Source organism: Desulfallas sp. Bu1-1 (assembly GCF_015594625.1).
GTDB lineage: Bacteria > Bacillota > Desulfotomaculia > Desulfotomaculales > Desulfallaceae > JADNRQ01.
In genome coordinates this window covers 35,332-49,374 of record NZ_JADNRQ010000008.1, presented here as the reverse complement: position 1 = coordinate 49,374, position 14,043 = coordinate 35,332, and the positions used below count along the sequence as shown (strand labels likewise).

14 protein-coding genes are annotated in these 14,043 nt (G+C 51.8%); 9 read left to right on the top strand and 5 right to left on the bottom strand.

Annotated features, from left to right (window positions below):
* Positions 1-129: 129 nt before the first annotated feature.
* The 6 genes from IT084_RS09530 (at position 130) to nrdD (ending at position 5,757) form a co-directional block, all read left to right on the top strand.
* Positions 130-330, top strand: coding sequence for a hypothetical protein (locus IT084_RS09530; RefSeq protein WP_195712627.1), 201 nt, complete (start codon positions 130-132; stop codon positions 328-330).
* Between the two features lie 59 nt (positions 331-389).
* Entirely contained in the window at positions 390-683 is a 294-nt protein-coding gene (locus IT084_RS09525) for a YlmC/YmxH family sporulation protein (protein ID WP_195712626.1), read from the top strand.
* A 216-nt stretch (positions 684-899) separates the two neighbouring features.
* Entirely contained in the window at positions 900-2,159 is a 1,260-nt protein-coding gene (locus IT084_RS09520; protein ID WP_195712625.1) for a methylation-associated defense system AAA family ATPase MAD3, read from the top strand.
* Complete coding sequence (locus tag IT084_RS09515) at positions 2,156-2,773, top strand: methylation-associated defense system protein MAD4 (RefSeq protein ID WP_195712624.1); 618 nt, start codon at positions 2,156-2,158, stop codon at positions 2,771-2,773. Before IT084_RS09520 ends, IT084_RS09515 begins: the two co-directional genes overlap by 4 nt.
* 193 nt (positions 2,774-2,966) lie before the next feature.
* On the top strand, positions 2,967-3,425 hold the full coding sequence (gene nrdR / locus IT084_RS09510) for a transcriptional regulator NrdR (RefSeq protein WP_195712623.1): 459 nt from the start codon (positions 2,967-2,969) through the stop codon (positions 3,423-3,425).
* 319 nt (positions 3,426-3,744) lie between these two features.
* Positions 3,745-5,757, top strand: a complete 2,013-nt coding sequence (gene nrdD, locus IT084_RS09505) for an anaerobic ribonucleoside-triphosphate reductase (RefSeq protein WP_195712697.1) — start codon at positions 3,745-3,747, stop codon at positions 5,755-5,757.
* A 113-nt stretch (positions 5,758-5,870) separates the two neighbouring features.
* Here the strand turns inward: nrdD and IT084_RS09500 are convergent, their stop codons facing one another.
* The 3 genes from IT084_RS09500 to pepF form a co-directional block, all read right to left on the bottom strand.
* Positions 5,871-6,233 carry a TMEM165/GDT1 family protein gene (locus IT084_RS09500; RefSeq protein ID WP_195712622.1) on the bottom strand — a complete coding sequence of 121 codons (363 nt, stop codon included), beginning with the start codon at positions 6,231-6,233 and terminating at the stop codon, positions 5,871-5,873.
* Positions 6,234-6,246: 13 nt separating this feature from the next.
* Entirely contained in the window at positions 6,247-6,549 is a 303-nt protein-coding gene (locus IT084_RS09495; RefSeq protein ID WP_313885457.1) for a TMEM165/GDT1 family protein, read from the bottom strand.
* A 326-nt stretch (positions 6,550-6,875) separates the two neighbouring features.
* Positions 6,876-8,678, bottom strand: a complete 1,803-nt coding sequence (gene pepF, locus IT084_RS09490; protein ID WP_195712621.1) for an oligoendopeptidase F — start codon at positions 8,676-8,678, stop codon at positions 6,876-6,878.
* Positions 8,679-8,892: 214 nt separating this feature from the next.
* On the opposite strand from pepF, the gene shc reads away from it, so the two are divergent.
* The 3 genes from shc (at position 8,893) to IT084_RS09475 (ending at position 13,064) form a co-directional block, all read left to right on the top strand.
* Positions 8,893-10,785, top strand: a complete 1,893-nt coding sequence (shc, locus tag IT084_RS09485) for a squalene--hopene cyclase (RefSeq protein WP_195712620.1) — start codon at positions 8,893-8,895, stop codon at positions 10,783-10,785.
* A 207-nt stretch (positions 10,786-10,992) separates the two neighbouring features.
* Positions 10,993-11,772 carry a DUF169 domain-containing protein gene (locus tag IT084_RS09480; RefSeq protein WP_195712695.1) on the top strand — a complete coding sequence of 260 codons (780 nt, stop codon included), beginning with the start codon at positions 10,993-10,995 and terminating at the stop codon, positions 11,770-11,772.
* A gap of 2 nt (positions 11,773-11,774) precedes the next feature.
* Positions 11,775-13,064 (top strand): uracil-xanthine permease family protein, encoded by a 1,290-nt coding sequence (locus IT084_RS09475; RefSeq protein WP_195712619.1) that lies wholly within the window; start codon positions 11,775-11,777, stop codon positions 13,062-13,064.
* Between the two features lie 88 nt (positions 13,065-13,152).
* Here IT084_RS09475 and IT084_RS09470 read toward each other — a convergent pair whose 3' ends face one another.
* Positions 13,153-13,641, bottom strand: coding sequence for a ferritin family protein (locus IT084_RS09470; RefSeq protein ID WP_195712618.1), 489 nt, complete (start codon positions 13,639-13,641; stop codon positions 13,153-13,155).
* A 157-nt stretch (positions 13,642-13,798) separates the two neighbouring features.
* The gene (locus tag IT084_RS09465) at positions 13,799-14,041 is read right to left on the bottom strand and encodes an MTH865 family protein (RefSeq protein ID WP_195712617.1); all 243 of its coding nucleotides are present in this window, start codon (positions 14,039-14,041) and stop codon (positions 13,799-13,801) included.
* Between the last annotated feature and the right edge of the window lie 2 nt (positions 14,042-14,043).

Sequence of the window (14,043 nt, the reverse complement as noted above, 5' to 3'; positions counted from 1 at the left end):
GATCCGGTTGGGGGTTTCGCCGTTGAGCCGGCAGCGATTAATGGAAATCGCCGGTTATTGTTTACATGTTTTCGATGGTTTTGGCAATATGCGCAGAGGCAGGTTAGTAGGTTTTGGAGATTTTTGTTTTTGGCAAAGATGAGGTGTGGGGCCCTGGGCAATAAATTGCTAATGCCGGCTGTCTTGTTAATGGTGGTAATGTTTACCTTGCCTGTTTACGGGGCTTTGCCGGATGGGGAACAGGCGGTTCATGCCTACAACCGGCACAATCTTTATTATGAGGACGAATTTAACCTGCGCGTGCACGGTCAAAACCTGCCCCGGGATTGACCATTTTTTTGTTCAGTTTGGGCAATTACCCTCATATACATCAGTATGGGGGTGATACCATGGTCAGGGTATCCGATTTGCGCATGCGTGAGGTCATCAATATAGCGGACGGTCGCCGCCTGGGGCCCATAAAGGATATAGATGTGAATCTCGAGGAAGGCCGGATCAACGCCATCATTTTGCCCGGCCACGGCGGGGGGAACAGGTTGATGGGTTTTCTCGGCCGGGAGGAAGAAATTATCGTGCCTTGGAATAAAATCAAAAGAATCGGCATTGACGTGATCCTGGTTGATCTTTCTTACGACGTGCGAGGCGGGGATTTGCACGGTGGTTTACAGAATAAATACATCTAAAACCGGCCCGGCTGTTCAAAGCCGGGTTTTCTTTTTGCTGGTAATGGAATCTATAACAGGCCTGTTTTCAATAATTCATTTATGCTTACACCATTCCTTATTTCCCAACAAGTGGTTATAATATTAAAAAGACGTGTGATATGGGATATTTCTATACAGGTTATCTATAAACCCGTATAGGTATTGCCATTTAATTTTATTTAGTGAGGGTGTATTATGATTACCTTAATTGAAGCCTTAAACTTTCGCTGTTTGAGGTATGTAAAGCAACCACTAGGGCCATTTCATGTTTTAATTGGTCCAAATGCCAGCGGTAAAACAACTTTTCTAGATGTTATTTCCTTTTTAGAAGACCTGGTATCGGAAGGTCTGGATGCAGCAGTGGGTGCAAGAACAAAAAATTTTCAAGATTTGATCTGGAGACGGAACGGGGATAGTTTTGAACTAGCCATTGAGGCCGGAATTCCTCCCGACCGTCGTGCAAAACTAGGCGAGCAGCCTTATGATACTGTACGCTATGAAGTTAAGCTGGGAAGTAATTACGGCGAAACGGAAATACTAGCTGAAAAAGTTTTATTAAAAAAATCAAAGAGAGTAGCTTATACGGAGAGAATTCTATTTCCAGATTTTATTGAACCCCCACGAACAATCTTAACCCCAAAGTTGAAAAGTAGAAAATATGGTCGTATTGTTGTTAACAAAGTATACGGCGGAAATGATAATTACTATTCAGAGGTCTACTCGGAACCCGGCAAGGGGTGGTCTCCCGCATTTAAACTGGGTACGCGTAAATCAGCACTTGGAAACCTCCCGGAGGACGAATCCAAGTTTCCTGTGGCTACCTGGTTGAAAAGTTTATTAGCTGAGGGTGTGCAGCAGTTTGTTTTAAATAGCATACTTTTACGTAAAGCCAGCCCCCCCGGGCAGGTTAGGGGGTTCAAGCCAGACGGCTCCAACCTGCCCTGGGTAGTGGCCCGCCTACGAGAAAAGGCACCCGAGCGTTTTAACGACTGGATCGCTCATCTAAGGACGGCACTTCCTGACCTGGAAAACGTCTATACCGTAGTGCGTGAAGACGATAAACACTGTTACCTGGTATTGACCTATCGCGGCGATTTAAGTGTACCGTCATGGATGGCGTCAGATGGAACGCTGCGTCTCCTTGCGCTCACATTGCCCGCTTATCTTCCCGATTTTAAAGGAATTTATTTAATTGAAGAACCGGAAAACGGCATTCACCCACGGGCCGTGGAAACTATGTTCCAATCTCTTTCTTCAGTTTATAATGCACAGATTCTCCTAGCCACCCATTCTCCAATTATACTGGGTATGGCTGAGGTGGATAAGATACTTTGCTTCGCTAGGACGGTAGAGGGAGCATCCGATATCGTCATAGGCAGTAAACACCCGGCGCTGAAGGAATGGCAGGGCGAGACCAATCTGAGTGTTCTTTTTGCCGGGGGGGTACTGGGATGATTAAAGATTTGGTAGTTCTTGTTGCCGATCGAAATATGGAATATACAATTAAAGGATTACTTACACGTAGACGGGCACTAGGAATTCGTGAAGTAACCTTTGATTGTTTTGTTCATCCAGAACATGATCCCGGTTGCCTTTTACGGGGACACGATTTCTTGCGTCCTCTGATTCGCAATTATACCCATACCCTGATAATGCTTGATCATGAAGGTTGCGGGCAGGAACACATATCTAGAAAAACCCTGGAAAAACAAGTCGAAGAACGTTTAATGCGTTCCGGCTGGGATGATCGCGCCGCGGCTGTGGTTATTGCCCCCGAACTGGAAATCTGGGTATGGAGTAATTCTCCCCATGTGGATCAGATAACGGGATGGGCTGGGAGGACGCCAGATTTAAGGTCGTGGTTGGTACAACAAGGTTTTACCGAAACCTATCATACCAAGCCCAATCGTCCTAAAAATGCTTTTGAAGAAGCCTTGAAACTGGCCGGTAAAGCCCGTTCTTCTTCGTTATTTTATCAGTTGGCCAGGTCTGTTAGCCTGGAAAGCTGTGCTAATCCAGCTTTTGTAAAGCTGAAAGTTACGCTGAAGAAATGGTTTCCCATGGAATAGATATGATAAAGGTTGCTGGCAAGGTAACGTCAGTAGCCATTATTTTTTTCTACGAAAAAGTGTAAGTTTTGGCGAAAGGAAAAGCTAAACAAGCGCAGCAACATTTTTGGTCCGGTTTTCCTTTTTGGCATCTGCAACAAAATTTAGTATAATGGTTTTGGGTTTGATACTATAAGTTGTGGAGTGAAATAGCATGCGTTGTCCATATTGCGGTGCTTTCGACAGCCGGGTGTTGGATTCCAGGCCGGCGGAGGAAGGCAACTCCGTGCGCAGGCGCAGGGAGTGCAGCGAGTGCGGCAGGCGTTTCACCACCTACGAGCGGGTGGACGAGCTCCCGCTGATGGTTGTGAAAAAGGACGGGCGGAGGGAAACGTTTGACCGCTCGAAATTGCTGGCCGGCCTGATTACGGCCTGCCAGAAACGTCCCGTGCCCATCAATGCGCTGGAGGAACTGGCGGGTGAAATCGAACGTGACTTGAAAAGCACCATGGAGCGCGAAGTACACAGCAGGGATATCGGTGAACAGGTCATGCGACGCCTGCGTGAGCTGGACGAGGTGGCTTATGTCCGGTTCGCCTCGGTTTACCGGGAATTCAGGGACGTGCAGGAGTTCATGCGGGAGATCGAGCAACTGATTACAAGGAAAATATGAACTTCCGGACCCTGGCCCGTCATAGACCGGGAGCCATAACCCCTTAGGGCGTGCAGAAGTAATTTGGCTGTCTGTAGAAAGCGTTGACAGCAGGTAGCTCCGGCCACAAGGGTAAAATTGTGGAACGAATGGAGGAAACCGCCGGAGCGCCCGAATACCCCAACGAACTGCAGGGCGATTCGGCGGCTTTATGGAATGAGTGGAACACTAAAAGTAATAGTAAGTAATAGTGAATAAATTTTGCGTGCGGCCGTGCGGCGGCATGCAGATTAAAGAAACATACATCTACCAGTTGCTTAAAGAGGAGGCTGCAGAACAGTTGTTCAAGGTAATCAAGAAACGAGACGGGCGGGAAGTGCCCTTTGACGAGGGCAAAATCACCGATGCTATTTTCAAGGCGGCGCGGGCGGTGGGCGGCGAAGACCGGCAAACCGCCATGGAACTGACCATCGAGGTGCTCAAGCTGCTGAAGAAGAAGTACAACGGCCAGACCTTCGGCGTGGAGGACGTCCAGGACATCGTGGAGAAAGTGCTGATTGAGGCCGGACACGCCAGGACCGCCAAAGCATATATTCTGTACCGGGACAAGCGCACGCGGATCCGGGAAGCCAAGAGCGACCTGATGGATGTGGTGGAGGAAATCCTGGAGGAAACCAGCAGGGAAAACGCCAATATCAGCAATTCCCCTTCGGCCAAGATGCTGCAAATAGCCAGCGCGGCCAGCAAAAAGTATTACCTGACCCGGCTGATCCCCGAGGAATTTTCCCTGGCCCACCAGCGGGGGGACATCCACATACACGACCTCGACTTCTACGGCAAAACCCTTACTTGCATTCAAATCCCCCTGGGCCGGCTGCTGGCCGAGGGTTTTGACAACGGGCACGGCTATATCCGCCCGCCCAAACGTCCCGCTTCGGCCACGGCGCTGGCGGCCATTATCCTGCAAAGCTCCCAGAACGACATGCACGGTGGACAGTCTTTCGCCTTCTTTGACCGGGACATCGCGCCATACGTGGAAAACGCCAGCGACGACGAAACATACCAGGCAATGGAAGCATTGGTATATAACCTCAATTCCATGCACAGTCGCGCCGGCGCGCAGGTGCCATTTTCTTCTATCAACGTGGGCACCGAAACCTCCGAGGCGGGCCGCAAGGTGACGCGAAACCTGCTGCTGGCCTACGAGGCCGGGCTGGGCCGGGGCGAGAACCCCATCTTCCCCAACATTATTTTCCGGGTCAAGGAGGGGGTTAACCTTGACCCCGGAGATCCCAACTACGACCTGTTCAAGCTGGCTATCCGGGTGGCGGCCAAGCGGCTCAACCCCACCTTCAGCTTCATGGATTCCAGCTTCAACAAGGAGTGGGGGGACCAGGTCAGTTATATGGGCTGCCGCACCAGGGTGATGGCCAATCGCCGGGGCCCGGCGGTGACCGACGGCCGGGGCAATCTTTCCTTCACCACCATCAACCTGCCCAGGCTGGCCATTAAGGCCGAGCGGGATATGCAGAGATTTTACCGCCTGCTGGATGACATGATGACCCTGGCCATCCGCCAGTTGTATCACCGGTTTGAGGTCCAGGCCAGGCTCAAAGTCAAGGACATGCCCTTTGTGATGGGGCAGGGTCTGTATCTGAACTCCCGGGGGCTCGGGGAATGCGACCCCATCAAGGATGCCATCGTCAACGGCACCCTGTCCGTCGGCTTCATCGGGCTGGCTGAAGCGCTGACCGCTTTAACCGGGCGGCACCACGGCCAGGATAAAGACGCCCAGACCCTGGGCCAGGAAATTGTTGCCCACATGCGGCGCCGGATTGACGAGGCTTGTGAGGAATACGATCTCAACTACACGTTGCTGGCCACGCCGGCGGAGGGCCTGAGCGGCCGGTTTGTCGCCATGGACCGCAAGGAATACGGCATTATCCCGGGCGTGACCAACAAGGAGTATTACACGAACTCGTTCCACATACCGGTTAGCTTCCCCATTTCCAGCTTCGATAAGATCAGCCTGGAAGGTGTTTACCATAAGTACTGCAACGCCGGGCACATCAGCTACGTGGAAATGGCATCGCCGCCGGTGCATAACCCCGACGCCATGGAGGCCATCATCAGGCACATGAAAAACAGCGATATGGGGTACGCTGCGGTAAACTTCCCGGTGGACTTCTGTACCGGCTGCAACACCCTCGGTGTGATCAACGAGGACGCCTGCCCCCGCTGCGGGTCCACGGCCATCCGGCGGGTACGCCGCATCACGGGATACCTCAGCACTGTGGACCGGTTCAACGACAGCAAGGTGGCCGAACTGCACGACCGGGTCGTGCACAGCTAGTAAATGTTTGAAACCGCGGAGCCCGGAAGGGCTCCGCCTGCGCTTTTTAAAGATATTATTTCTCAAAATGTAAAACACGATTCGGTTCGCCCGGGGATGTCGCCGGGTAGTAGTTAACGGTTGCGCTGCGTCGGGTTCGCGGGTTGTATTTTTTCCGCCCGGGCAATTCTTTTGACGGTAATTTTTGCGGCCAGGTTAAAGTATTGCGCCAGGGTCACCAGGCCGATGATCAGGAAAATCATGCCCGTGGCCCTGTTGATGACGGCGGGGCCGATGTATTTTGCCAGTGTAACCCCTACAGTCACCTCAACGATTACGCACAGGGTCAGGGCCAGGGCGCTGGCTCCGAAAACGAGCCAGCGTTTGGCCGGATTGTTGCTCGTCATCAATAACACGGCTACCTGGGTCTTGTCGCCCAGCTCACACAGGATAATAATTATATAGGTGGTCAGCCAGGTTAAAAGCTTGACGTTCATGGGCAACAGTCTCCTAAAGATCCAGTTTTACATTACCCATAACCCCGAGGACCAGTAAAATCCCCAGAGCCAGGAACGTTATTCCGGAAAGCAATTGAACGGTGGCGGGTTTGACAAAACGAGCAATCAACTTGGAACCGATGATTACTTCGATAAACGAGGCGCAGATCAGCGCCGTGGCCGAACCCAGCCCCACCCAGAAAACGTAGGCCGGCTTTGCCCCGGCCAGGAGCATGGTTGTGATCTGGGTTTTATCACCCATTTCGGAGATAAAAACAATCCCCAGAGCGGAAAGGAACAAACGCCAGTTGAACACGCCGGCCAATTTACCCAGTTTATATCACCCCTCTTTCCAATGCAGGTTAAAAAAAAGTTAGCTCCATCTAACTAAAGGCCCAAATAATAACCCGATCTATCGGGTTTGGGCCCGTTTGCCTGTTAGCTGGGGTTAATAAAGTTAGCACCAACTAACAACCGGGTTCGAAAGAGCCATTTTGTTGACATTAAATATTATTCTTCCGGGCCGAATTGTGTTACACATCCCTTGCTTCGCGCCGCGCCAAGGGCATGGGTATTTCCCCGAAAACAAGAAACCCCGCCGCGCGTTACAGCGCAACGGGGTTCTAAAAAAGATATGGGACTTTACCCGGCCAGTTCCTCCATCTGGTCCAGCAGTTCGCCAAACAAATCCAGCGCTTCTTGCACCGGTTGTGGCGTGGTCATGTCCACGCCGGTCGCTTTCAACAAGTTGAGCGGGTAATCGGAGTCCCCCGCTTTTAGGAAAGTGAGATACCGGGATACAACCGTCTCGCCCTGCTCGAGAATCTGCCTGGTCAGGGCCGTGGCCGCAGAGAACCCGGTTGCGTACTTGTAAACATAAAAGGCCGTGTAGAAATGGGGGATGCGGGCCCATTCCAGTTCTATTTCCCGGTCCACCACTATTTCGGGCCCGTAATAATCGGCATTCAAACCGCGATATACGCTGCACAGCAGTTCGGGGGTCAGAGCTTCACCGGATTCCGTCTTTTCATGGATAATTTTTTCGAACTCGGCGAACATGGTTTGCCTGAACAAGGTTCCCCGAAATTGTTCCAGGTAGTGGTTGAGCAGGTAAAGCTTCTTGTGCCGGTCGGTCACGGTGTTGAGCAGATAGTTCACCAGCAGGGACTCGTTCACCGTAGAGGCCACCTCGGCGGTAAAAATCTTGTAATGGGCGTAAATATAGGGCTGTTCTTTGTACGAGTAGTAAGAGTGCATGGCGTGCCCCATCTCGTGGGCCAGGGTTAAAACATTGTTTAAATTATCCTGGTAATTCAGCAGCACGTAAGGATGCACTCCGTAAGGACCCCAGGAATAAGCGCCGCTGGTTTTACCCTTGTTTTCGTAAACGTCCACCCAACCCGAGTTAATGCCCCGAACCATGGTTTCAACATAGGAATCCCCCAGGGGAGCCAGGCCCTCCCTGATCATTTCCACGGCTTTGGGGTAGGGGATATCCCATTTGATGTCCTTGACCAGGGGGGTGTACAAGTCGTACATGTGCAGTTCATCCAGGCCGAGCATTTTTTTTCGCAGCCGGATGTAACGGTACATTAGGGGCAGGTTCTTACGCACCGTTTGAATGAGGTTTTCGTAAACCTCCACGGGAATGTTGTCGGCAAACAGTGACGCCTGCAGTGCCGACGGGTGCCTGCGCACCCGGGCGTAAAACACGTCCTTTTTGACGCTGGAACCCAGCGTGGCGGCCAGGGTGTTGATGAGCTTGCGGTATGAACTGTAAAGCGAAGCAAAGGCGTCCCTCCGTACCCGGCGGTCGCTGCTTTCCATGAGCTGGATATACCGCCCGTGGGTAACCTCCACTTCTTTTCCCTCTTCATCCTTAATGGGGGGGAAGGTGATATCGGCGTTGTTGATCATCCGGAAAATGTTGGCCGCTGCCTGGGTGACTTCTTCCGCCCGGGCGATGATTTGCTCTTCCACTGCGGAAAGGGTGTGCGGTTTTTGACGGCGAATTTCTTCCAGGGCGAAGCGGTACAGCTCAAGGCCGGGCTCCTCTTGAAAGAAGCGTTCCAGCGTTTCCGCCGGCAGTTCGAGGACCTCCGGCACAAAATAAGAAACGGCCGTTTGCACGCGGGCGCTTAAACTTTCCGCCCGGTCCGATAAAGCCTGGTAGACGGCATTGGTGTTGTCTTCATCCCGCCGCATCCGGGCGTAGGTATAAACCTTTTCGTTGAGTTCGTTGATCTTTTCCCGGGCCCGGAATGCTTCCAGGAGGCTCCGGGCCGATTCCCCCAGTTTACCCCGGTAAGCTTCAACCTGGCCGGTCATTTCCTCGACTTTCCGGAAATCCTGTTCCCATTGATCATCGCCGGCGTAAATGTCCTCCATTCGCCACTTGTACTTATCCGGAATTTCCGTTCTAGCGGGTAAGGCACCCTTTTTCATCGAGATCCTCCCATCGGGTTAAAAAATATTTGCTTGCTGTTTACATGAAGATGCTTTTGGTTGCTTTTCAGCCACCCGGTAAAAAAATACCGGTATATTACTATTTTATCTTGAGCCGGGCTCAATATCATTTATTTTTTATCCATCCCCGGGAAAATATCTTTTTAACCTGAATTTGCATAAATTAATAAAAACAGGTAAAAGGGGTATCTCCATGGCAAAGCGAGGTCTTGTTGAACTGGCGTCCGGAAAAATCAAGGACATTAGGAGTTTTTTGCTTGAGACCCAGGAAAGGGACGGTTCCTGGCATTTTTGTTTTGACACCGGTGCGTCGATGGATGCATATATGATTATACTTTTGCGCCATTTAAATATTATGGATGAAATTTTTATCAATGAACTTGCCCGTAGAATTTTATCCATGCAGGAGCCTTCCGGGGCCTGGAAACTTTTTTACGACGAACCGGAAGGGAATTTATCGGTTACCATTGAGTGCTATTACGCTCTGCTGCTGGCCGGGCACAGGAAAAAAGAGGACCCGGTGATGCAAAAAGCCAGGGAATTCATCCTGTCCAGGGGTGGTCCCCACAAGGCGGGGTCATTAACCAAAGTGGTTCTTGCTCTGACCGGCCATTACTCCTGGGACGACCTGCCTGGTGTACCGGATGAACTGATCCTATTGCCCGAATGGTTTCCGGTAAATTTTTTTGACCTGGTCAGTTATAGCCGGGTTCACTCGGCACCCCTCATGGTTTGCTCCAGCCTTAATTATTCGCTTAAATTACCGGACGGTCCTTCGCTTTCCGACCTCTTTCCGGCCGGTTCCCGCCGGGATGCCGCCGTGGAGATGCCTGAGCGGCTGGCGCGTGAAATAGAAAAAGGGGTGAAAAAACTACTGCTGCCGCGCGGCATAATTAAAAGCCTGGCGATGAATAAATTGGAGCAATTCATGCTGGCCAGGATAGAATGGGACGGCACCCTGTACTGTTACTTCACCTCCACGTTCCTGATGATTTTTGCCCTGCTGGCTTTGGGATACGACAGGCACCACCCGGTGATTACAAAAGCTTATTACGGTCTCAAGGCGATGGTTTGTTTCACGGGGCTCTTTTTTCACCAGCAAGAGACGACCTCGACCGTATGGGACACCGCCTTGGTATCATACGCGCTGCAGGAAAGCGGTTTGGCGCCCTCGCATTCCGCCATCCAAAAAGCGGCCGCCTATTTGCTGGAGAAGCAGCATACGCGAAACGGCGACTGGAAGATCCATAACCCGGAAGGGCGCCCGGGGGGGTGGGGGTTTTCCCATGCCAACACCATTAATCCCGACGTCGACGACACATCCGCTGCGCTGCGGGCGCTGCACCGGATGGCGGTGAATTACACCGGGGTTTACGGCGGAGCGTACAGGGCCGGTTTGGAGTGGCTTCTGACGATGCAGAACGATGATGGAGGGTGGCCGGCCTTTGAAAAAAATACCGGTAAAAAATGGCCGGAATTACTGCCCATGCCCGAAGCGATACCTGTTCTGACGGATCCTTCCGCCGCCGACTTGACGGGAAGAACCCTGGAGTTTCTGGGCAATTACGCCGGCATGTCGCTGGAACGGAACGAAGTCCGGAAAGGAGTGGAGTGGCTGCTGAAGCACCAGGAGAAAGACGGTTCCTGGTACGGCAGGTGGGGTATCGCTTATATTTACGGAACCTGGGCGGCCGTTACAGGGCTCACGGCGGTGGGAATAAAGCCGCATCATCCCGCCGTTTCCAGGGCCGTTGACTGGTTGCTGGCGATTCAGAACCCCGACGGGGGTTGGGGGGAATCGTGCCTGAGCGACTCGGATCGCCGTTATGTACCCCTCGGGTTCAGCACGCCGTCCCAGACAGCCTGGGCTGTTGATGCTTTGCTTGCCGCCGGCCTGGCCGGCACCCCCGCAGTTACCCGGGGTATCGAAGCGCTGGTTCGGTTAATGGAGAAAAACGGCGTTGAGGCAAGCTACCCGACAGGGGCGGGGCTGCCCGGAGGGTTTTACATTAATTACCACAGTTACCGTTTCATCTGGCCGCTATTGGCCCTGGCCCATTATTTGCGCTCACAGGGTGTTGACTAGCGTTCGGCAACACCAGGCGTGCGTTATTTTAATTTCCACAAACCAATTTATCGCTGGTTTAAACCGGCCCCGGGCGATCTTTGTTCTCCAGTTAACGAATTGATTATTAGCATACTTAAGTTTTTTTGTTAAAATATCAGTAAGCATAACGTGGACAAAACAACAGGTTGGGATTAGTTTTAGCATAATTAAAAGGAGGTTGGGATGATGCAAAGTATCATTGCCGAGGCGATTAACATGCGCTATTCCCCTGTGGCTGTTTTATGGACGGACGAAAAGCCAGAGGGGGCGCTGCAATTCAAAGAGGGCCGCTGGGGTTGCGTGGTCGCCATGTTGCGGGCCGCGGCCCTGGGGAAAACGGCGGCGTTTGACCGCAAAACCTTCGGCTGCTTGGGCGGCGGTGTCGGGTTGGGTTTCGGCAACCAGTATGTTAATTTCCCCGGGGGAATTGAGTATTTTCTTTCCACCGGGAATAAGGAATTCGGCCGGACGGAAGCGGGAAAAAATATTGTCCGCAACATGCCCGCCCTGGAACACGGTGAAGGCTACGTAAAAAACCCGGAGCTGGCCGCGAAATTTGTAAATTCCCTGCCCATGACGGATGTCCCGGCGGAATTCGTTGTGTTCAAGCCCATTGAACAGGTGGCCGAAAACGAAGAACCCAGGGTGATCGTGTTTTTAGTGAACCCGGACCAGCTCTCCGCCCTGGTGGTGCTGGCCCACTACGCCAGGGAGGCCAACTTTAATGTGGTTGCGCCGTTCGGTGCCGGTTGCCACAGCACGTGCATCATTCCTTACCGGGAATGCGACGCCGAGCGGCCAAGGGCTATTATCGGCCTGACGGATATTTCGGCCAGGAAACACGTGGAAAAGGACATTCTATCCTTTACGGTGCCATATAAAATGTACCGGGAAATGGAAAGTAACGTGCCCGGCAGCTTTTTGGAGAAGGAAACCTGGCTCAAAGTGTTGGAAAGGAACAAATAACGTTGAACAATTTGCAATTTAAGTTCGCCCTGGATGATATTCCGCCTTGGGGGGAATTGATTCTTTATGGATTTCAGTGGCTGGCCATCTCTGTTCCCACGCTTATCATCATCGGAAAAGTGGTGGCCGTTATGCATTACCCCGATCCCGCCGGGCAGGTACTGTATGTTCAAAAACTGTTTTTTGTTACGGCGGTTGCCATGCTGGTGCAGCTTTTATGGGGCCACCGCCTGCCGCTGGTTACCGGTCCGGCCGCGGTGTTGCTGGTGGGAATTGTGGCCAGCCGGGGAAGCGACCTGAATTACGTTTACACTTCCATCATGGTGGGCGGCTTCATCCTGTTTATTCTCGGTGTTACCGGGTTGTTCGGTCAGCTGCGAAAATTTTTCACGCCGCGGGTGGTTGCCACCATTTTGTTATTGATTGCTTTTACCCTGGCCCCGACGATTATGAATTTAATCGTGGCGCCCGGTGACGGAGGGGCGGCGCCGGTCAACTTAATCTTCGCCCTGGTTTTGGTGTTATTGATGTTTGTGGCCGGCGGGTATCTCACCGGCGTTTGGAAGTCGACTTTGATTGTCTGGGCCATGATCGCGGGAAGCCTGTTTTACTTCCTGGCCTTTCCGCAATACGCGGGTGTGACGCCCGGCAACTTTAATTGGGCTGCTTCCTTTTTTCGTAATTTTAATTTAAACCCGGCCTTGGATCCGGGGATATTAGTTTCATTTCTGGTTTGCTTTTTAGCCCTTTCCATCAACGACCTGGGCTCCATCCAATCCGTCGGTGAACTGCTGAAACCGGACGAAATGCCGCAACGAATTACCAGGGGTATTTCCCTGACCGGGCTGGCCAACATTTTATCGGGCCTTTTCGGTGTCATTGGGCCGGTCAACTTTTCCTTGAGCCCGGGGGTAATAGCTTCCACGGGGTGCGCTTCCAGGTTTACCTTAATCCCCGCTACCCTGGGCCTGCTGGTGTTTTCCTTTTCTCCGGCGGCCATCGCCTTTACCGGAAGCATCCCTTCCGTGATCATCGGTGCCGTGCTGGTTTACATCATGTGTTCGCAGATATCGGCCGGTTTGCTGGTGGCCTTCGGTTCCAGGGAGCGGTTTGATTTCGACAGCGGTTTAATCATTGGCCTGCCGCTCATGCTGGGCATTATCGTCGCCTTCCTGCCGGTTGAGGTGCTGAATGCTTTCCCCGCCTCGTTAAGGCCGGTTTTGGGCAACGGTTTCGTGGTGGGAGTGCTGGCGGTGTTGTTTCTGGAACACGTGATCTATAAGAATAAGTAGGGTTTAAAGCAAAACAACGGAGCCGGGGGAAGGCTCCGTTGTTGGTTTGCAAGCGTGGCGGGATGCGGTTTAGCCGTCCCGGCAGCAATTAATTATGGGGCAGCACATCGACGGCGAGTTTTCTGATATGTTGTTTTTCCTGTTGAATCAGTTTTTCTATTATTTCCTTACCTGCCGGGTCAACCACGTTATATAATTCCTGGAAGATGAGAATTGAATCCTTTTCGAACCTTAAGGCCACTGCCAGCGCTTCCCTGGCTACGGTTATGTTGTCCAGGAATTTGTCAATGTTATTGTGGTTGAAAACATGGTTGTCAATCAGCGCCTTGATGTAATCCCCGTATTCCCCGACGTAGCTTTCATTGGGCGCAAAATCTCTGGGCAACTTTTCTCCCAGCATTTCAAAATCGGCGATATGTTGGCTTTCTTCTCCGGCCAGAAAATTGAAAACCGCTTTAATTTCAGGATTATCAATTTTTGCCGCTGCCAGTTCGTAAAATTTTTGACCCTGCTTTTCAATTTCCACAGCCAGCCTGATAATCTCTTCGCCGCTGAATTTGGTGATGCTCCATGCCATGCTTGACCCTCCCCGGTTGGTTATTAATATAATTAATTGCTTTGAACCTTGGAATATAGTTTATAGCGTAGTGATTACAGATTAATTACCAAAATCTTAAACGTTTCTTAAAAAAGGTTCTAAATTTTTTTAGGAATCGCTTTCGGGGACGGTTTTATTATTTAAGCCCGGCTCTGTTAACGATGGTTTCAGCCACTTCTTCAGCGCTGTTAAACGGAAAATCCCCGGCCGTCAAAAGCTTTCCGGCTTCGCCGGCGGTAACTTCGAGGTCCCCGGCCTTGCAAGTGGTATCCGCTCCCTGGGGAAAAGCGGCCAGTAGTGCTTCCGGAGTGGCTATTGGGAAATTCGCTCCTTTAAGGGCTCCGATAATCTGTTTTTTAATGGTTTCGCGTACTGACATAG